An 18,573-nucleotide genomic window follows, 5' to 3' on the forward strand; every position below is an offset into this window, starting at 1 on the left:
GCTCTTAGAACGTTCTTAGGGCGCGCGGCGAGCGTGGCGGCCATGCGCACACCACTCTCCGTTGTCATCGGGGCCGGCGGCACCGGCGGCCACATCTACCCAGGGCTCGCCCTCGCCGACGCGCTGCGCCGCGCCGTGCCGGACGCGGTGATCTCGTTCGTCGGGACGGAGCGCGGGCTGGAGACGCGGCTGATCCCGCGGGCCGGCTACCCGCTGCACACCGTCGACATGATCCCCTTCGATCCGGCGCTGGGCGCCCGGCGCTTCCTGCTCCCCGCCGACCTGCTGAAGTCCGGTGCCCAGTGCCGGGCGATCCTGCGGGCGCAGGGCGCGCAGGTCGCGGTCGGCATGGGCGGCTACCCCAGCGCGCCGGTGATCGTCGGTGCCCGGCTGGCGGGGCTGCCGAGCCTGATCCACGAGTCCAACGCGGTACCGGGCCGGGCCAACAGGTTCGCGGCCCGGCTCACCCCGCACATCGCCCTCGCCTTCGACCGCGGCCGGGCGCAGCTGCCGGGCGGGGAGCGGGCCGAGACGGTCGGCATGCCGCTGTCCGGTCCGCTGGCGGGACTGGACCGGGCGGCGCTGCGCGGCCCGGCCCGCCGGGCGCTGGGCGTCCCGGACGAGGCCCGGCTGCTGCTGGTCAACGGCGGCAGCCTCGGCGCAGCGCGGCTCACCGAGGCGGCCCTCGGGCTGGCAGCGCGGTACCGCCACCGCGCGGACCTGCGGCTGCTGATCAAGACCGGCCCCGCGGCGCTGGACGCGGCGCGGGAGCGGCTGGCCGCCGAGGGCGGCGCCGCGGTCGCCGAAGCGGTCCCGTACCTGGACCGGATGGACCTCGCGTACGCCGCCGCCGACCTGGTGGTGTGCCGGGCCGGCTCGGCGACCGTCGCCGAGCTGGCCACGATCGGCATGCCGGCCGTCCTCGTCCCGTATCCGCACGCCCCGGGCGACCACCAGACGCACAACGCGCGGGTGCTGTCCGACGCCGGGGCCGGGCTGCTGCTGCCCGACGCCGAGACCACCGCCGAGCGGCTCGACGCCGTCGTCGGCCCGCTGCTGGACGACCCGGCGCGGCTGGCGGCGATGGGCGCCGCCGCCGACCCGGGCGACCACGCCCGCGCCGCCGGCCTGCTGGCCGCGAAGGTCCTCCGGCTGGCCGGCCGCACCGTCCCCACCACGCATCCCGCCTCTTCGAAGGAGTACGCATGACCACGCAGCACAACCCCTGGGAGGGCCGCCGGGTCCTCGTCACCGGAGCCGAGGGGTTCATCGGCTCCACGCTCGTCGACCTGCTCGCCGAGCGGGGCGCCCGGGTCCGGGCGCTCGTCCACTACAAGCCGTACGCGGAGAAGGGCCACCTGGCCCGGTACCTGCGGCCGGGCGGCCCCGTGGAGATGATGGCGGGGGACGTACGGGACGCGGGCCGGGTGCGGGACGCGGTGGCCGGCTGCGACACGGTCTTCCACCTCGCCGCGCTGATCGGCATCCCGTACAGCTACGACTCGCCCGGCGCCTACGTGCAGACCAACGTGGTCGGTACGGAGAACGTGTGCGAGGCCGCTCGGCTGCACGGCGTGCGGCGACTGGTGCACACCTCCACCAGCGAGGTGTACGGCACCGCGCGCACCGTGCCCATCGCCGAGAACCACCCGCTCCAGCCGCAGTCCCCGTACTCCGCCTCCAAGATCGGCGCCGACATGCTGGCGCTCTCCCACTGGCACGCCTTCGAGCTGCCGGTCACCGTGGTGCGCCCGTTCAACACCTACGGGCCGCGGCAGTCGGCGCGCGCGGTGATCCCGACGATCCTCGCGCAGCTGCACTCCGGCGCCCGGCGGATCAAGCTGGGCTCGCTGACGCCGACCCGGGACTTCACCTATGTCACGGACACCGCCGAGGGGTTCCTCGCGATGGCGGAGTGCGACCGGGCGGTGGGCGAGGTGGTCAACCTCGGCACCGGACAGGAGATCTCCATCGGGCAGCTCGTGGAGGAGCTGATGGCGGCCTCGGGCCGGGCGGCGGAGGTCGTCGTGGACCGGGCGCGGCTGCGGCCCGCCGGCAGCGAGGTGGAGCGGCTGCTGTCGGACAACGCGCGGGCCAGGGAGCTGTCCGGCTGGCAGCCGCGGGTGCCGCTGAAGGTCGGGCTGCGGCGTACCTCGGACTGGGTCGGCGGCCATCTGCATCTGTTCGCGGCGGACCGGTACCAGGTCTGAGCACACCCGCTCCGGTGCCGGGCCGCGCGATCCGCGGCACCGGAGCGGGCGGGCGGCCCGCGGTCAGTCCTTGCTCTCCAGGCCGCCCAGGCCGCCCAGGCCGCCGAGCAGCAGGGTGGTGAAGCGGGCCGCCCAGGCCGCGTCGACCGGTTCGCCGCTGACCAGGGCGCGGTGCACCACGGCGCCCGCGATCACGTCGAAGATCATGTCCACGCTGCGCGCCGCGGCCGCCGCGCCCTCGGGGCCGCCGGCGTCCTTCGGCAGCTCGCCGCGCCGCTGGGCGCGCTCCCGGCCCTGCACCACCAGCCGCTTCTGGCGGTCCACGACGGCCGAGCGGATGCGGTTGCGCAGCGCGTCGTCCGTGGTGGACTCGGCGACCACCGCCATCAGGGCCGTCTTGGTCTCGGGGCGGGCGAGCAGCGCGGCGAACTGCAGCACCACGCCCTCGATGTCGTTCTTCAGACAGCCCCGGTCGGGCAGTTCGAGCTCGTCGAAGAGGACCGCGACGGCGTCCACGACCAGTTCGTTCTTGCCCGCCCAGCGGCGGTACAGCGTCGTCTTGGCGACCCCGGCGCGCGCCGCCACGTCACCCATCGTCAGCTTGCCCCAGCCCAGCTCGACGAGCGCGGCGCGGGTGGCGTCCAGGATCGCGGCGTCGGCCGCGGCGCTGCGTGGGCGTCCCGTGCGGCCGGTGGGGCGGGTGCGCCCCTTGCGGGGGCCGGGGGAAGAGCACTGCATGCGGCTGACGATACCGGCCGGTAGGTGTGAGGGTCGTGTGGCGGGTGAGACAGATCACGGACGCGGCGGGGCCGCGCGCTTGCGGTGGCGGGGGACCGGAGAGTTACGCTACGACTCGTAGCGAAAGAGCGACGCCACGCTGGCCGCGGGTGGGGACCCCGGCCGCCGCACGACGGTCCTCCTCGGGACCGTGACCGGCTCCGGCAGGGGCCGCACACGCCGGCCCTCCACGGGGGCCGTGCCCACAGACCGGTCCTCCTCGGGACCACCACAGAGCTCTGTTCCCGGCCCGCTTCAGGCAAACCGGCGGGACGCGCGGCCGGGTGCGGAGCTCACCTCGCGGGGTCCAGGGCCATGGGGGCCCTGGATTTTCCGCACCGCTTTCCGGAACGGCCCGCTCAGGGGGGAGGATAGGACCATGCAGCCACGCAATATGTCCATGAGTGGAGTGGTCGACCTCGCCGCGGTGAAGGCGGCCGGGGAAGCGAAGCAGAAGGCGGAACAGGCGCGCGCCGAGGCAGCGCGCACCGGTCGCGCTCCGGCGGCCGGCCGGCTCGTGGTCGATGTCGACGAGGCGGGGTTCCAGCAGGAGATCCTGCAGCGCTCCAATGAAGTGCCGGTCGTCATCGACTTCTGGGCCGAGTGGTGCGAGCCGTGCAAGCAGCTGGGTCCGCTGCTGGAGCGCCTGGCCGGGGAATACGCCGGCAAGTTCGTGCTCGCCAAGATCGACGTAGACAGCAACCAGGCCCTCTTCCAGCAGTTCGGTGTGCAGGGCATCCCGGCGGTGTTCGCCGTCGTCGCCGGCCAGCCGATCCCGCTGTTCCAGGGCGCGGCCCCGGAAGCGCAGATCCGGCAGGTGCTGGACCAGCTGGTCCAGGCCGCCGAGCAGCAGTTCGGCATCGTCGGCGCGCCCGTCGACCCGGCGGCGCCGGGCGACGAGGAGCCCGTCGAGGCGCCCGCGCCGGCCGGTCCGCACGACGCCCTGCTGGAGGCCGCGACCCGGGCGCTGGACTCCGGCGACCTCGCCGGTGCCATCCAGGCGTACAAGAACGTGCTCTCCGACGAGCCGGCCAACGAGGAGGCCAAGCTGGGTCTCGCGCAGGCCGAGCTGCTGAACCGGGTGCAGGACCTCGACCCGCAGGCCGTGCGCAAGGAGGCGGCCGACAGCCCCGCCGACGTGCAGGCCCAGATCCGGGCCGCCGACCTCGAGCTGGTCGGCGGGCACGTCGAGGACGCCTTCGGGCGGCTGGTCGACGTCGTGAAGCGCACCGCGGGCGACGACCGCGAGGCCGCGCGGCTGCGGCTGCTGGAGCTCTTCGAGGTCATCGGCGGCGAGGATCCGCGCGTCGTGAGCGCGCGCACCGCGCTGGCCCGCGTCCTGTTCTGACGGCTCGCCAAGTCCTCCCTCCTCAAACGGAACAGCGGCCACGTTTTACCAAAACTTGGTAATCGTGGCCGCTGTTACTTGGAGTAAGAGCGCTGGGATGGCTTGGTGTGTTTTGGGCGTAATTTGCGGATGTTTCTTCCGCGTTAAAGGCGACCCTGTGTGCCGGGGCGATCTCGCTCGGTGCCCGACGGATCATTTGTCTGTTACTCGTAGGTAACGAGCCCCTTGTGCGGCGGCTGAGAATGCACCACGATCAGCCAAGCTCGGTCCATCACCCAGCAGTCCGGCAGCCGGCCGGGAGGCGGGCGGGAGGTGGGTCCCCACCGAGTGGGCCGGCGTCAGTGGCGCCGGTCGAGGGCAGGGGGGTCTTCGCCGTCCCGGCGGAGCCTGTCCAGAGAGGTTGCGCGAGAGCGTGGCCAGTGGTTGTCGCTCGGGGGTGATCGCCGGTGGTTCGGAAACGCAAGTCCTCCGAAGCGGCGCTCTCCTTCCCGAGGACGTAGCACTTCTCCCATCCCAGGTGCGGCCGTATCCATGACCGGGCGGCCGGCGCCGGAGATGTACGTCCGAGAAGGAGGAAAGTCATGGAGTCCCTGGCTCGTGGCGGGACCAGATGGAAGCGGTTCGCCGTTGTCATGGTGCCGAGCGTCGCTGCGACGGCCGCGATCGGCGTGGCCCTTTCGCAGGGTGCGCTGGCCGCGTCGTTCAGCGTGTCCGGCCAGCAGTTCAAGGTGGCCACCGACCGCCTGGACGGCCAAGGCTTCGTTCAGTACGGAGCCGTTGACGCCCAGAAGGGCGGCAAGCAGATCCCGGTGGCGGTCTCGGCGTTCTCCAACGCCAAGATCAAGAACCTGTGCCAGTCCGTCGTCGTGCCCGTCCCGGTCTTCGGCGACGTGTCGATGAAGCTCCAGGCGGGCGGCGGTGACACGCCGGTCGAGGCGAAGAACCTCTACATCGACCTCGACCAGCTCGAGGCGGACGCGACCTTCAACAACATCAACATCGGTGTTGCCGCGGGTTCGTCGACCAAGGGCCCCGGTATCAAGAAGGGCGACAAGGCGGACCCCGGTTCGTTCGCCCAGGAGGCCGACACGGCCACGCTGACCGGTGTCAAGCAGACGGCCTGGGCGACCACGGCCGGCACGTTCAAGCTCAGCGGCCTGAAGATGAAGGTCTCCAAGGGCAAGAACGAGTGCTACTGACGCGCTGAGCGTGCGGGCACGGGGGAGCCGATACCAGGCCCCTGAGCCGTATCCCTGTGCCCGTGCGCCGGTCCTTCGGACAGCACCCAGCACCACCAGCTCACGTACCACCGAATTGCCAGTCCCGAGGAGCTGTACGAGATGAGCGCCGACACGCGACCACGGCTGAGCGAGACAATCGGCCGGCAGCGCCGTTCCTTCCGGGCTTGGCGAGGACAACGCCCGTACTGGGCGGGGCTGCTGACCCTGCTGGCCGGCATCCCGATCATGTACATCCCCTACGCGAACCTCACGATCGGTTCCCTGACCGTGCGCATGGCGACGACGGCGGGCGCCGGCTCGCTGATCATCGGCGTGCTGCTGGTCGTACTCGGTCTGACCATGTGGTTCCAGCCCGCTTCACGGGTCTTCGCCGGTGTCGCGGCGATCCTGCTGTCGCTGGTGTCCCTGGTCGTCTCCAACTTCGGCGCCTTCCTGGTCGGCTTCCTGCTGGGGCTGATCGGCGGTGCGCTGGCGGTCTCCTGGGCCCCCGGCAAGCCGGGCAGGGCCGAGGCCGCCGAGGACACCGACGGTCCCCGCGGGCGTGCGGACGACGACGCCGACGGGTTCGACGCGTTCGGCGGCGGACGGCCCGCGGCGGCCGGAGCGGGCGGTTCGCGCGGCGTACTGGACGACCTGTCAGGTAAGAGCCCGACCAACGGGACGAACGGGAGGCACCGTGCCGGGTGATGAGCTGCACGACGAGGGCGCAGCCGCCGGGGCGAGATCCGGGCGGCACGCGGCGCCGAGGAAGCCGCTGCTGACGCGGTTGCACGTGCCGGCCGGCAAGGCGATCGCCATTGCCGCCATGCCCTCCGCCGTGCTCATGGGCATGGGGCTCACGCCCCAGCTGGCCATGGCCAAGCCCAAGCCCCCGGAGAGCCCTTTCCGGGACGGTCCGTGCGTGACCGCTCCGGACAAGGTGGACGAGCAGGACGCCGAGGCCGAGGACGACGCCAAGGCGAAGGACAAGGACAAGAAGGACGGCAAGGACACCGCCGAGCCGTCCGCGAAGCCCTCCGCCTCGCCCTCCGACACGGCCGAGGACAAGAAGACCGAGCCGTCGGCCACCCCGGAGAGCGAGGAGCCGTCGGAATCCGCGACGCCCTCGCCGTCCGCCTCCCCCGAGGAGGAGAAGAAGGACGGTGGCCTGCTGGGTGGCGTCGGTGACGCGCTCGGCGGCCTGCTCGGCGGCGGCGACAAGTCCGACGAGGAGTCCACCGAGTCGCCGAGCCCGACCCCGTCGGCCTCCGAGGACACCGCGTCCGAGGAGTCCACGAAGGACACCGGGGACACGGACGCGGATGCCGGCAAGGCCACCAAGCCCGTCGAGGACACCGTCAAGGGCGTCACCGACGGTCTCGGCAAGGCCGGTGACTCCCTCAAGGGCGGCTCGAAGACCGTCGGCGACACCGTCCACGGCGCCGTGGGCATGGCGGACAACGCCCTGCCCGGCGGCGGTCTGGACGGCAAGGACGCCAACGGCAAGAAGGGCTACCCCTGCGTCACCGAGAACAAGCAGAAGGGCAAGGACGAGCAGACCCCCGTCACCCTGCCCGACAAGCCCTGGCACCTGACGTCCTCCGCGCTCACCCTGCGCGGCCTGGACTACGAGGGCGTCGTCAACGTCACCACCCAGAGCGGCAACACCAAGCAGGTACTGAAGTTCACCGCGGACAGCGTGGACATCGGCGACCTGCACCAGACGGTGGACGACCCGACGTCGGGGAAGAAGTACCACGTCGAGGCGCGCAAGGGCTCCACGTCCACCTTCCGCGGCGGCAAGGTGACGATGTACACCGAGCGCCTGCAGGGCAACCTCTTCGGACTGATCCCGATCGTGTTCGACGCGGAGCACCCGCCGCCCATCAACACCCCGTTCGCCTACTTCACCAAGGTGGAGCTGGACCAGGCGGGCCAGTTCGGCGGCAACCTGCACGTCCCGGGCCTGCACCAGTACATGACCTGAGGCATCGCCGCCGGTCCGGTCCGCCCGGCCCGCCGCGGTCCCGTCCGGGAGCCGCACCGCGAAGGCCCCGCTCCTCCTCGGAGGAGCGGGGCCTTCGCGTACGTACGGGGCGCGTCAGCCGCGCTCGCCGCCCAGGTGGTGCACCCGGACCATGTTGGTGGTGCCGGGGACGCCGGGGGGCGAACCGGCCGTGATGATCATGGTGTCGCCGGCGTTGTACCGCTTGAGCTTCAGCAGCTCGGAGTCGACCAGGTCGACCATGGCGTCGGTGGTGTTGACGTGCTCCACGACGAAGGTCTCCACGCCCCAGCTCAGCGAGAGCTGGTTGCGGGTGGACTCGTCCGTGGTGAAGGCCAGGATCGGCTGCACCGCGCGATAGCGGGACAGGCGGCGGGCGGTGTCACCGGACTTGGTGAAGGCCACCAGCGCCTTGCCGTTGAGGAAGTCGGCCATCTCGGCGGCGGCACGGGCCACGGCGCCGCCCTGCGTGCGCGGCTTCTTGCCCGGGACCAGCGGCTGCAGTCCCTTGGACAGCAGCTCCTCCTCGGCCGCCTCGACGATCTTCGACATCGTCTTGACGGTCTGGATCGGGTACTGGCCGACCGAGGACTCCGCGGAGAGCATGACCGCGTCCGCGCCGTCCAGGATCGCGTTGGCGACGTCGGACGCCTCGGCGCGGGTCGGCCGGGAGTTGGTGATCATCGACTCCATCATCTGGGTCGCCACGATCACCGGCTTGGCGTTCCGCCGGCACATCTCCACCAGGCGCTTCTGCACCATCGGGACCTTCTCCAGCGGGTACTCCACCGCCAGGTCACCGCGGGCCACCATGACGCCGTCGAAGGACGCGACGACCTCTTCCATGTTGGCGACCGCCTGCGGCTTCTCCACCTTGGCGATGACCGGCACCCGGCGGCCGACCTCGTCCATGACGCGGTGCACGTCCTGGACGTCCTTGGCGTCCCGCACGAAGGACAGGGCCACCATGTCGCAGCCCATGTTCAGCGCGAACTTCAGGTCCTCGATGTCCTTCTCGGACAGCGCGGGGACGTTGACCGCGGCGCCGGGCAGGTTGATGCCCTTGTGGTCGGAGATGACGCCGCCCTCGATGACGATGCAGCGCACTCGCGGGCCGTCGACCTCGACCACCTGGAGGGCGACGTTGCCGTCGTTGATCAGGACCGGGTCGCCCTTGGAGACGTCGCCGGGCAGGCCCTTGTAGGTGGTGCCGCAGATGGTCCTGTCGCCGGGGACGTCCTCGGTGGTGATGACGAACTCGTCACCGCGCACCAGCTCCACCGGTCCGTCGGCGAAGGTCTCCAGGCGGATCTTCGGGCCCTGGAGGTCGGCGAGGACGCCGACGGCCCGGCCGGTCTCCTCGGCGGCCTTGCGGAGGCGGTGGTACCGCTCCTCGTGCTCCGCGTGGGTGCCATGGCTCATGTTGAAACGGGCCACGTTCATGCCGGCTTCGATCAGCGTCTTCAGCTGGTCGAAGGAGTCAACGGCAGGGCCCAGGGTGCAGACGATTTTCGAACGGCGCATGGGCTGAATCCTATCGGTTTGTTTCAGAGCGGAATATTCCACCTGGCGGAAGCGCCGAAACTTAGGCGCTGACCAGTGCGTATGTCTGGTTGGCGATCTCCAGCTCCTCGTCGGTCGGCACCACGGCCACCGCGACCCGGGCGTACTCGGGCGAGATGATGCGGGCCTCGCCGGACCGCTCGGCGTTCCGCCGCGCGTCCACCGCGAGCCCCATCTCCTCCAGGCCGAGCACCGCGGCCTCGCGCACCGGGGCGGAGTTCTCGCCGACGCCGGCGGTGAAGGCCACCGCGTCGACCCGGCCCAGCACCGCGGTGTAGGCGCCGATGTACTTCCGCAGCCGGTGTATGTAGATGTCGAACGCGAGGGCCGCCTGCTTGTCCCCCTCGTCGATCCGCCGCCGGATCTCCCGCATGTCGTTGTCGCCGCAGAGCCCCAGCAGGCCGCTCTTCTTGTTGAGCAGTTCGTCGATCTCGTTGCTGGACAGCCCGGCGTTGCGCTCCAGGTGGAAGATGACCGCCGGGTCGATGTCGCCGGAGCGGGTGCCCATGACCAGGCCCTCCAGCGGGGTCAGGCCCATGGAGGTGTCCACGCACCGGCCGCCGGCCACCGCCGAGGCGGAGGCGCCGTTGCCCAGGTGCAGCACGATGACGTTGACCTCGGACGGGTCCTTGCCCAGCAGCTTGGCGGTCTCGCGCGAGACGTACGCGTGCGAGGTGCCGTGGAAGCCGTACCGGCGCACGCGGTGCGCGTCGGCGGTCTCCACGTCGAGGGCGTACCGGGCCGCGTACTCCGGCATCGTCGAGTGGAAGGCGGTGTCGAACACGGCGACCTGCGGCAGGTCCGGGCGGAGCCGCTGGGCGGTCCGGATGCCGGTGAGGTTCGCCGGGTTGTGCAGCGGCGCGACCGGCACCAGCCGCTCGATCTCCTTGAGCACCGCCTCGTCGATCAGCGTCGGCTCGGTGAACCGCAGCCCGCCGTGCACCACCCGGTGCCCGATCGCGGCCAGCTGCGGGGAGTCCAGGCCCAGCCCGTCGGCGGACAGCTCGTCCGCGACCGCCTTCAGCGCCGCGTCGTGGTCGGCGATCCGCTCCTCGCGCTCGCGCTTCTCGCCGCCGGCCGCCAGCGGGGTGTGCACCAGCCGCGAGGCCCGCTCGCCGATCCGCTCGACCAGCCCCACCGCCAGCCGGGCGCCCCCGCCCATGTCCAGCAGCTGGTACTTGAGCGAGGAGGATCCGGAGTTCAGGACGAGGACTCGGGTGGCGTCGGCAGTCATGGAGAAGGCTTTCGGGTCGGGATGCGGGACGGGCGAGGGGTGGGGGACGGGCTCAGCGGCCGGTGGGGGAGGCGCCGCCCTGGGCCTGGATGGCCGTGATGGCGACGGTGTTGACGATGTCCTGGACCAGGGCGCCGCGCGAGAGGTCGTTGACCGGCTTGCGCAGGCCCTGCAGCACCGGGCCGACGGCGACCGCGCCGGCCGACCGCTGTACGGCCTTGTAGGTGTTGTTGCCGGTGTTCAGGTCCGGGAAGACCAGCACGGTGGCCCGGCCCGCGACCTCGGAGTCCGGCAGCTTGGTGCGGGCGACGTCGGCGTCCACGGCCGCGTCGTACTGGATCGGGCCCTCGACCAGCAGGTCGGGGCGGCGCTCGCGGACCAGCTCGGTGGCCTTGCGCACCTTGTCCACGTCCGCGCCGGAGCCGGAGGTGCCGGTGGAGTACGACAGCATCGCGATGCGCGGCTCGACGCCGAACTGCGCGGCGGTGGCGGCGGACTGGATGGCGATGTCGGCCAACTGCTCGGCGTTCGGGTCCGGGTTGACCGCGCAGTCGCCGTAGACCAGCACCCGGTCGGCCAGGCACATGAAGAAGACGGACGAGACGATCTGGGCGTCCGGCTTGGTCTTGATGACCTCGAAGGCGGGGCGGATGGTGGCGGCGGTGGAGTGCACGGCGCCGGACACCATGCCGTCGGCCAGGCCCTCCTGCACCATCAGGGTGCCGAAGTAGGAGACGTCGGCGACCACGTCGTACGCCAGCTCGTACGTCACACCCTTGTGGGCGCGCAGCTCCGCGTACCGCTCGGCGAAGCGCTCGCGCACCGGCGCCGTCTGCGGGTCGATGATCCCCGCGTCTTGGAGGTCGATGGAGAGGTCGGCCGCCCGCTTGCGGATGGTGTCCTCCTCGCCCAGCAGCGTCAGGTCGCAGACGTCCCGGCGGATCAGTACGTCGGCGGCGCGCAGCACGCGTTCCTCGGTGCCCTCCGGCAGCACGACCCGGCGGCGCCCGGAGCGGGACCGCTCGATCAGCTCGTGCTCGAACATCATCGGCGTGACCCGGTCGGACTTCAGGACCGCGATGCGCTTGGTCAGCTCGACGGTGTCCACGTGCCGCTCGAAGAGGCCCAGCGCGGTCTCGGCCTTGCGCGGCGAGGCGGCGCTCAGCTTGCCCTCGATCTCGAACAGCTCGCCGGCCGTCGGGAAGGACCCGCCCGGCACGGATATCACCGGCGTACCGGGGGCCAGCCGGGCGGCCAGCGCCATGATGTCCGGGCCCGGGCGCTCGCCCAGTGTCAGCAGCACGCCTGCGAGGGGCGGGGCGCTCGCGCTGTGCGCGGCGAGCGCCCCGATGATCAGGTCGGCCCGGTCGCCGGGCGCCACCACCAGGGCGCCGTCGGTCAGCGCCTTGAGGAACGTCGGCAGCATGGCGCCGCCGAAGACGAAGTTCTTCGCGTCCCTGGCCATCCCGGAGTCGTCGCCGAGCAGCACCTCGCCGCCGAGGGTGTGCACGATCTGGGAGACGGTCGGCGCGGAGAGCGAGCTGTCCTCGGGAAGCGCGTAGCAGGGGACCGGCAGGTGCCCGGCCAACTGCTCCACGACGGCGGCGCGGTCGGCGGGGGCGACCCGGTTCACGACGACGGCGACCACGTCGCAGCTCATGGACTCGAAGGCGCGGTAGGCGTTGCGCGCCTCGTCCCGCACCGACTCCGGCTCCTGGTCGCGGCCCGCGACGACCGGCAGCACCGAGGCGCCGAACTCGTTCGCCAGCCGTGCGTTCAGGCTCAGCTCGTCCGGCAGGCCGGTGTCGGCGTAGTCCGTGCCCAGCACCAGGACGTAGTCGTACTCCCTGGCCACGTCGTGGAAGCGGTCCACCAGCCGGGAGACCAGCTCGTCGGTGCCCCGCTCGGCCTGGAGGGCGTTCGCCTCCTCGTAGCCGATGCCGTAGACCGTGTCGGCCGGCTGGGTGAGGCGGTACCGCGACCGCAGCAGGTCGTAGAGCCGGTCGGGGCCGTCGTCGTGCACGAGCGGCCGGAAGACGCCGACCCGGTCCACATGGCGGGTCAGCAGTTCCATGACCCCCAGCTCGATCACCTGGCGTCCGTCGCCGCGGCCGATGCCGGTCACGTACACGCTCCGCGTCACGCGCGATCTCCGTCCTTTTCCGTTGCTCACCGGGGAAAAATACCCGTTATGGTGGCCTTGCCCCCCTTGACAATACCTGCGCCAGTGGATAAGTCGCTTCCTCCAGTGTCCATGGTCGGCGCCGGTGGGCGAAGGCGGGTGCAAGAGGTGGGTGAGGGCTCCTGTGCCGGGTACCCGAGAACGGAGTACCCGAGGCGCGTGAGGTCACCGGTTACCGGCCCGTGAAACAATCGCACCGGCTCACCAGAACCAACATCGAGCACAGGAGACTCAGCACGATGCGTATCGGAGTCCTGACCGCGGGCGGCGACTGCCCCGGCCTCAACGCCGTGATCCGCTCTGTGGTGCACCGCGCCGTCACGGGCCACGACGACGAGGTCATCGGCTTCGAGGACGGCTTCAAGGGTCTGCTCGACGGCCGTTACCGCAAGCTCGACCTCGACGCCGTCGGCGGCATCCTCGCCCGCGGCGGCACCATCCTCGGCTCCTCCCGTCTGGAGCGCGCGCGGCTGCGCCAGGCCTGCGAGGACGCCAAGGACATGTCGAAGGAGTACGGCATCGACGTGCTCATCCCGATCGGCGGCGAGGGCACGCTCACCGCGGCCCGGATGCTCGCCGACGCGGGGCTGCCGGTGGTCGGTGTGCCGAAGACCATCGACAACGACATCTCCTCCACCGACCGCACCTTCGGCTTCGACACGGCCGTCGGCGTCGCGACCGAGGCCATCGACCGCCTGAAGACCACCGCCGAGTCGCACCAGCGGGTCATGGTCGTGGAGGTCATGGGCCGGCACGCGGGCTGGATCGCCCTGGAGTCCGGCATGGCCGGCGGTGCCCACGGCATCTGCCTGCCCGAGCGCCCCTTCGACGTGAACGACCTGGTCAAGATGGTCGAGGAGCGCTTCGCCCGGGGCAAGAAGTTCGCCGTCGTCTGCGTCGCCGAGGGCGCGCACCCCGCCGAGGGCACGATGGACTACGCCAAGGGCGAGATCGACCAGTTCGGTCACGAGCGCTTCCAGGGCATCGGCACCAAGCTCGCCGTCGAGCTGGAGAACCGGCTCGGCAAGGAGGCCCGCCCGGTCATCCTCGGCCACGTCCAGCGCGGCGGCACCCCCACCGCGTACGACCGTGTGCTCGCCACCCGCTTCGGCTGGCACGCCGTCGAGGCGGCGCACCGCGGCGACTTCGGCCGGATGACCGCGCTGCGCGGTACGGACATCACGATGGTGCCGCTCGCCGAGGCGGTCACCCACCTCAAGACCGTCCCGGCCGACCGCATGCGCGAGGCCGAGTCGGTCTTCTGACCCGCCCCGCGGCTCAGGGCCGCGCCGCCCGGTCCCGGCGCCCGGTCCTCGGGGGCCGGGCACGGCTCACGCCTCGCCGACCTGTTCCCAGAAGTGGGCGAGGACGTCGGCCAGGAAGGCCCGGCCCGCGTCGCTGGACTCCGCGGCGGACTCCACGCCGCCGCCCCAGCCCAGGGTCCCGGCCATCCGGCGGTGGTACTCCTCGAACAGGAACTCCAGCGCCTTCTGCACCGTCGGCTTCGGCAGCCCCAGCAGCTTGCACACCGGCCGGGTGTACGCCTGCCAGCGCGTGGTCGCCGCGCTGCGCAGCATCTCCGCCAGCTGCCGGTCGCGGCCGGTCAGCCGGACCAGTGCGGGCAGCGGGAGGTCCAGCTCGGCCCTGAGGGCCGCGGCCTGCCGGTCGTTGCCCTGCCACTGGCCGGTGGCCTCCATCCGCTCGTACGCCGGGATCTCCATCCCGATGCGCAGCGCGAGGTCGTCGGCGGCGATGCCGCGGGCGATGCGGTACTCGCGCAGGGTGTCGGGGGTGCCGAGCAGATCACCGGGCGCGCACCACAGGGCGCCGGCGAGCGCGTTCAGCTCGCTCTCCGTCGGCGAGCCCTCGCCCCGCTCCCACGCGGCGATCATCCGTGGCTGAATCGGTTTTCCGTAGGCGGCGTTGATTCCGTACGCAACGTGCGCGGGCGTCATGCCGAGAGCCTCGCGCATGCGCTTGGCTGCCTGGGCGTCGAAGGGTGGGCGGCGCTCGCCCCTGTCTGGCGTGTGCACGGCCACACCGTAAATGACCGGGATATGTCTACGCGGGTAGTTCCGCTCTTTGCTTCGAAAACTCGTAGCAATATACGGATTGCAGAGAGTGATCTTGTAACGGTGGGTGATCTTCTCACGGACCGTGACGATGCGCGAGAGGATTCTCAGCCAAACATGGCGATTGACTGAGCGCTCGCTCAGCCGGTGCTCGCGCCCGTCACCAGTCGGCGTCGACGAGCGGCTCCAGCCGGAACAGCTGGTGGTCCACCTCCTCGCGCGGCCACTGGACGAGGCGGGCGCCGTTGCCCGTGGCGCCGCCCTCGACGTCGAGGTACTGGCCGCTGTGTTCCACGGCGATGCGGTAGACGCCGCCGGGCCGGGGCTCGAACCGGAACTTCTCGTTCGGGGTGCCGACCGCCCGCCACTGGACCAGCCCCGCACCCTCCTTCGGTGAGGCGTCCGCAATGCTCAGGACCTTGCCGCTGTGCTTGGCCACGAGCCGGTGGGAGCCGTCGCCGGCGGGTTCCAGGGAGAACTTGTCGTTGTCGTGCGCGCCGCGCGAGTACTGGATCACGTGGGCACCGTCGGCGGTGGACGCCTCGCTCACGCACACGACCTTGCCGCTGTGCGCGGCGACGACGCGGGCGCGGGACGGCAGCGCTGCGGACGGTGCGGAGGGGACGCTGGACATGGCGGACCTCCTTGCGGCGTCATGGCTACCGCGCACGGTAGGCCGCGCGCCACGCACCGGCCAGAGAGGTTTCGGCTACCCCTTCACCGCCCCGCCCAGCGCGAAGCCGGCGCCGAGGCGGCGGGCGATGAGGACGTACAGGACCAGGACCGGCGTGGAGTAGATCAGGGAGAAGGCCGCGAGCTGGCCGTAGACCACGGTCCCGCGGTTGCCGAAGAAGTCGTTGATGCTGACCGAGGCGGGCATCTGCGCGGGGTCGAGCAGGAGCATGAAGGGGACGAAGAAGTTGCCCCACATCATCACGAAGGAGTAGACGGTCACGACCGCGATGCCCGGACCCATCAGCGGCAGGACGACGCGGAGCAGGGACTGCATGGGCGAGGCGCCGTCGGTCCAGGCCGCCTCCTCCAGCTCCTTCGGCACGCCGTCCATGAAGTTCTTCATGAGCCAGACGGCGAAGGGCAGCTGGGACGCCGCGAAGAACAGGATCGTGCCGTGCATGGTGTCGATCAGCTCGACCTGGACGAACAGCGCGTACACCGGAACCATGATCGCCGTGATCGGCAGGCAGGTGGCGAACAGGATCGTGGCCAGGAAGGCGCTGCCCGTACGGGAGCGGTAGCGGGACAGCGGGTAGGCCGCCAGGGCCGCGCAGACGATCGTCAGGAGGGTCGCCCCGCCGCACAGGATCAGGCTGTTGAGGAGCGGGGTGAAGGTCACGTCGGGAACGAGCACCGCGTCGAAGTTGCCGAAGGTGAACTCGTCGGGGAGCTTCGCCCGCAGGTCGGCCCGCGCATCGACGGAGGAGAGGACCACCCAGGCCAGGGGCAGGACGAAGGCCGCCGCCACCACCAGCAGCGCGGCGTCCGCCGTCAGCCGGCGGGTGGCGCGGCGGAAGGCCGGGGTGCGGGTCACGGACCGGGGCACTCAGACCTCCGTGCGCAGCAGGCGCATGTAGACGAGGGAGAAGAGGGAGCCGACCAGGAGCAGCAGCAGGGCCACCGCCGTCGCGTAGCCGATCATGCTGTTCTGGAAGGCCTGCTCGTACATGTACAGGGGGAGCGTCTGGCTGCGGTTGCCGGGGCCGCCGCGGGTCATCACCCAGATCAGGCCGAAGACCGAGAGGGTCTGGAGGGTGTTGAGCATCAGGTTGGTGCCGATGGAGCGGCGGATCATCGGGAGCGTGATGTGCCACATCCGGCGCCGGCCGCTCGCGCCGTCGACCTGCGCGGCCTCGGTGATCTCCTTGGGGATCTCGTTCAGGGCCGCCGAGTAGACCAGCATCGAGAAGGCCGTGCCGCGCCAGACGTTGGCGAAGGACACCGCCAGGATCGGCAGGGTGTAGAGCCAGTTCTGGCCCGGCAGGTGCAGCCAGTCGAGCACCGCGTTCAGGGTGCCCTCGCGGCGGAAGAAGGCGTAGAGCAGGAAGCCCGCCACCACCTCCGGGAGCACCCAGGCCGTCACCACGATGCCGCCGGTGAGCGTGCGCACAGGGCCGGAGGCGCGCTGCATCAGGGCCGCGAGCGTCAGACCCAGGGTGTTCTGGCCGATCAGGGACGAGACGACGGTGAAGACCAGCGTCAGCCAGACGGCGTTGAGGAAGCCCTTGTCGCCGAAGGCCTCGGCGAAGTTGTCCAGGCCGACGAAGGACGACTCCGCCTGCCCGGTCAACTGCAGGTCGGTGAAGGCGAGATAGACGCAGTAGCCGATCGGTCCCGCGAGGAAGAGCAGCAGCAGGGCGACGCCGGGGGTCACCGGCAGCGCCCGGGCCAGGGTGCGGCGCGGGCGCGTACCAAGGGCGCTCACTTCTTGACCACTGCGCCGTTCGTGATCGAGTCCAGCTCCTCGTCGTAGGTCCTCGCCGCTTCCGCCACCGAGGTGTCGCCCGTCGTGACGCCCTCCATGGCCTCCTGGATCGCGGTGGAGACCTTCGGGTACGCGGGGTAGGCGGGCCGGTAGTGGGTGTGCGCGACCAGGTCCGTGAAGAACTTGATGCCGGGCTGCGCCTTCACGTACTCCGGGTCCTCGGCGACGTCCTTGCGGACCGCGATGCCGGAGTTGGCGATGTACCACTTCCGCGCGTTCTGCTTGGTCTGCATCGTCTTGATGAACTCGAAGGCCAGGTCGGGGTTGCCCGCCTTGGCCGGGACGGCCCAGGTCCAGCCGCCGGACATGCTCACTTTCCCGGGCGCCCCGCCATTCTGTGTGGGCATGTGCGCCAGGCCCAACTCCTGTGACCACTCCGGCCATTCGTGGCCCGAGCCCTTGATCCAGTCCTGCGGCAGCCAGGAGCCGTCGAGGTTGATGGCGAGCTTGCCCTCGGGCAGCAGCTCGCCGCGGGTGCGGGTGCCGATGTTCGGGTCGAGCGCGTCGGAGACGTCCGGGCCGAGCTTCTCCTTGTAGACGGTCTCCACGAACTTCAGGGCGTCCTTGAAGCCCTCGCCGCCGACGACCCACTTCTTCTTTTCCGGGTCGTACAGCGGGTCCGCGCCCGTGCCGTAGAGCAGCATCTCGAAGCCCTGCATCGCGGACATCTCGCCCGCGGGCTTGCCGGTGTAGACGTTCAGCGGGATGACGCCGGGCACCTTCTTCTTGATGGTGCGGGCGGTTTCGAGGATGTCGTCCCAGTTCTTCGGCTGCCAGTCGGCGGGCAGGCCCGCCCTCTCGAAGATGTCCTTGCTGAACCATAGGCCGCGGGTGTCGGTGCCGTCCGGCACGCCGTACGTCTTGCCGTCCTCGCCCTTGGCCGCGGCCTTCGCGGTGTCGATGAACTGCCCCCAGTCCCGCCACTTGTTCAGGTAGGGGTCGAGGGGCTTCAGGTAGCCGCTGGTGATGTCGGAGTTGATGAGGAAGGTGTCCTCGTAGACGAGGTCGGGCGCCGTCCTGGGGGAGCGCAGCATCTGCTGCAGCTTCGTGTAGTACTCGGAGTCCGGTGCCTTGATCGGCACCAGCTTCACCTTCTTGCCCGGGTGCGCCTGCTCGAACTCCTTCTTGATCCCGGCCAGGTAGGTGTCCATCTGGCGGATCTTGTTGTCCGTGGACTGCTTGAACGAGACCTTCACGACGTCCGGGTCGCTCCCGGAGCCGCCTCCGCAGGCGGTCAGGGTGGAAGCGGCGAGCAGGGCGGCTGCGGTGAGCAGCAGGGGAGTGCTGGGGCGGGGCACGGCACGACCTCCTACGAGCCATCCGGCACTGGCGGCTCCGGCCGGCCGCCCTCGTTGGCTGCCCGGTGAACGTAAGGCGGCGTTCCGTGGCTGGTCAATGCCCTTGCGCCGGGCGGCCGTTGTTCCGTGACAACGTTGTTATTGGCCGGGTACGCGTCCGCTCA

The 18,573-nt window shown here is 71.0% G+C and carries 16 protein-coding genes; 7 read left to right on the forward strand and 9 right to left on the reverse strand.

Going from position 1 to position 18,573, the window contains the following annotated elements:
- The first annotated feature begins 42 nt into the window (after positions 1-42).
- Together ACIGQF_RS16365 and ACIGQF_RS16370 are read left to right on the forward strand one after the other, a co-directional pair.
- Positions 43-1,209 (forward strand): UDP-N-acetylglucosamine--N-acetylmuramyl-(pentapeptide) pyrophosphoryl-undecaprenol N-acetylglucosamine transferase, encoded by a 1,167-nt coding sequence (locus tag ACIGQF_RS16365; protein ID WP_399710474.1) that lies wholly within the window; start codon positions 43-45, stop codon positions 1,207-1,209.
- Positions 1,206-2,210 (forward strand): GDP-mannose 4,6-dehydratase, encoded by a 1,005-nt coding sequence (locus ACIGQF_RS16370; RefSeq protein ID WP_399710476.1) that lies wholly within the window; start codon positions 1,206-1,208, stop codon positions 2,208-2,210. Before ACIGQF_RS16365 ends, ACIGQF_RS16370 begins: the two co-directional genes overlap by 4 nt.
- Positions 2,211-2,273: 63 nt before the next feature.
- Here the strand turns inward: ACIGQF_RS16370 and ACIGQF_RS16375 are convergent, their stop codons facing one another.
- A complete protein-coding gene (locus tag ACIGQF_RS16375; protein WP_399710478.1) occupies positions 2,274-2,948 on the reverse strand; it encodes a TetR/AcrR family transcriptional regulator in 675 nt (224 codons plus the stop codon).
- 418 nt (positions 2,949-3,366) lie between these two features.
- Between ACIGQF_RS16375 and ACIGQF_RS16380 the strand changes: the two genes are divergently transcribed.
- The 4 genes from ACIGQF_RS16380 (at position 3,367) to ACIGQF_RS16395 (ending at position 7,542) form a co-directional block, all read left to right on the forward strand.
- Positions 3,367-4,335: a tetratricopeptide repeat protein gene (locus tag ACIGQF_RS16380; protein WP_399710480.1), complete on the forward strand. Its 969-nt coding sequence runs from the start codon at positions 3,367-3,369 to the stop codon at positions 4,333-4,335.
- Between the two features lie 581 nt (positions 4,336-4,916).
- Complete coding sequence (locus ACIGQF_RS16385) at positions 4,917-5,534, forward strand: DUF6230 family protein (RefSeq protein ID WP_399710482.1); 618 nt, start codon at positions 4,917-4,919, stop codon at positions 5,532-5,534.
- Positions 5,535-5,675: 141 nt separating this feature from the next.
- Positions 5,676-6,263 (forward strand): DUF6114 domain-containing protein, encoded by a 588-nt coding sequence (locus ACIGQF_RS16390; protein WP_399710484.1) that lies wholly within the window; start codon positions 5,676-5,678, stop codon positions 6,261-6,263.
- On the forward strand, positions 6,253-7,542 hold the full coding sequence (locus ACIGQF_RS16395; RefSeq protein ID WP_399710486.1) for a hypothetical protein: 1,290 nt from the start codon (positions 6,253-6,255) through the stop codon (positions 7,540-7,542). Before ACIGQF_RS16390 ends, ACIGQF_RS16395 begins: the two co-directional genes overlap by 11 nt.
- A 114-nt stretch (positions 7,543-7,656) precedes the next feature.
- Here ACIGQF_RS16395 and pyk read toward each other — a convergent pair whose 3' ends face one another.
- From pyk to pta, 3 genes are all read right to left on the reverse strand, one after another.
- Positions 7,657-9,084 carry a pyruvate kinase gene (pyk, locus tag ACIGQF_RS16400; protein WP_399710488.1) on the reverse strand — a complete coding sequence of 476 codons (1,428 nt, stop codon included), beginning with the start codon at positions 9,082-9,084 and terminating at the stop codon, positions 7,657-7,659.
- A 61-nt stretch (positions 9,085-9,145) separates the two neighbouring features.
- Positions 9,146-10,357, reverse strand: coding sequence for an acetate kinase (locus ACIGQF_RS16405; RefSeq protein ID WP_399710490.1), 1,212 nt, complete (start codon positions 10,355-10,357; stop codon positions 9,146-9,148).
- Between the two features lie 52 nt (positions 10,358-10,409).
- On the reverse strand, positions 10,410-12,500 hold the full coding sequence (gene pta / locus ACIGQF_RS16410) for a phosphate acetyltransferase (protein ID WP_399710492.1): 2,091 nt from the start codon (positions 12,498-12,500) through the stop codon (positions 10,410-10,412).
- A gap of 278 nt (positions 12,501-12,778) precedes the next feature.
- On the opposite strand from pta, the gene ACIGQF_RS16415 reads away from it, so the two are divergent.
- Positions 12,779-13,804 (forward strand): ATP-dependent 6-phosphofructokinase, encoded by a 1,026-nt coding sequence (locus ACIGQF_RS16415; protein WP_399710494.1) that lies wholly within the window; start codon positions 12,779-12,781, stop codon positions 13,802-13,804.
- Between the two features lie 66 nt (positions 13,805-13,870).
- Here the strand turns inward: ACIGQF_RS16415 and ACIGQF_RS16420 are convergent, their stop codons facing one another.
- The 5 genes from ACIGQF_RS16420 to ACIGQF_RS16440 form a co-directional block, all read right to left on the reverse strand.
- The gene (locus ACIGQF_RS16420; RefSeq protein ID WP_399710497.1) at positions 13,871-14,572 is read right to left on the reverse strand and encodes a helix-turn-helix domain-containing protein; all 702 of its coding nucleotides are present in this window, start codon (positions 14,570-14,572) and stop codon (positions 13,871-13,873) included.
- Between the two features lie 199 nt (positions 14,573-14,771).
- Positions 14,772-15,245, reverse strand: coding sequence for an RICIN domain-containing protein (locus ACIGQF_RS16425; protein ID WP_399710499.1), 474 nt, complete (start codon positions 15,243-15,245; stop codon positions 14,772-14,774).
- Positions 15,246-15,320: 75 nt separating this feature from the next.
- Positions 15,321-16,160, reverse strand: a complete 840-nt coding sequence (locus ACIGQF_RS16430; RefSeq protein WP_399710969.1) for a carbohydrate ABC transporter permease — start codon at positions 16,158-16,160, stop codon at positions 15,321-15,323.
- A 12-nt stretch (positions 16,161-16,172) separates the two neighbouring features.
- A complete protein-coding gene (locus ACIGQF_RS16435; protein WP_399710501.1) occupies positions 16,173-17,051 on the reverse strand; it encodes a carbohydrate ABC transporter permease in 879 nt (292 codons plus the stop codon).
- Positions 17,048-18,409: an ABC transporter substrate-binding protein gene (locus ACIGQF_RS16440; RefSeq protein ID WP_399710503.1), complete on the reverse strand. Its 1,362-nt coding sequence runs from the start codon at positions 18,407-18,409 to the stop codon at positions 17,048-17,050. Before ACIGQF_RS16440 ends, ACIGQF_RS16435 begins: the two co-directional genes overlap by 4 nt.
- Positions 18,410-18,573: the final 164 nt, after the last annotated feature.

Origin of the sequence: Streptomyces sp. NPDC053560, assembly GCF_044544605.1 — a bacterium.
Classification (GTDB): domain Bacteria; phylum Actinomycetota; class Actinomycetes; order Streptomycetales; family Streptomycetaceae; genus Streptomyces.

Bases quoted from the DNA above. Each gene is read 5' to 3' on its own strand.
- ACIGQF_RS16365 (WP_399710474.1), top strand. From the start codon at position 43: ATGCGCACACCACTCTCCGTTGTCATCGGGGCCGGCGGCACCGGCGGC.
- ACIGQF_RS16425 (WP_399710499.1), bottom strand. From the start codon at position 15,245: ATGTCCAGCGTCCCCTCCGCACCGTCCGCAGCGCTGCCGTCCCGCGCC.
- pyk (WP_399710488.1), bottom strand. From the start codon at position 9,084: ATGCGCCGTTCGAAAATCGTCTGCACCCTGGGCCCTGCCGTTGACTCC.
- ACIGQF_RS16385 (WP_399710482.1), top strand. From the start codon at position 4,917: ATGGAGTCCCTGGCTCGTGGCGGGACCAGATGGAAGCGGTTCGCCGTT.
- ACIGQF_RS16375 (WP_399710478.1), bottom strand. From the start codon at position 2,948: ATGCAGTGCTCTTCCCCCGGCCCCCGCAAGGGGCGCACCCGCCCCACC.
- ACIGQF_RS16405 (WP_399710490.1), bottom strand. From the start codon at position 10,357: ATGACTGCCGACGCCACCCGAGTCCTCGTCCTGAACTCCGGATCCTCC.
- ACIGQF_RS16370 (WP_399710476.1), top strand. From the start codon at position 1,206: ATGACCACGCAGCACAACCCCTGGGAGGGCCGCCGGGTCCTCGTCACC.
- ACIGQF_RS16390 (WP_399710484.1), top strand. From the start codon at position 5,676: ATGAGCGCCGACACGCGACCACGGCTGAGCGAGACAATCGGCCGGCAG.
- ACIGQF_RS16380 (WP_399710480.1), top strand. From the start codon at position 3,367: ATGCAGCCACGCAATATGTCCATGAGTGGAGTGGTCGACCTCGCCGCG.
- ACIGQF_RS16415 (WP_399710494.1), top strand. From the start codon at position 12,779: ATGCGTATCGGAGTCCTGACCGCGGGCGGCGACTGCCCCGGCCTCAAC.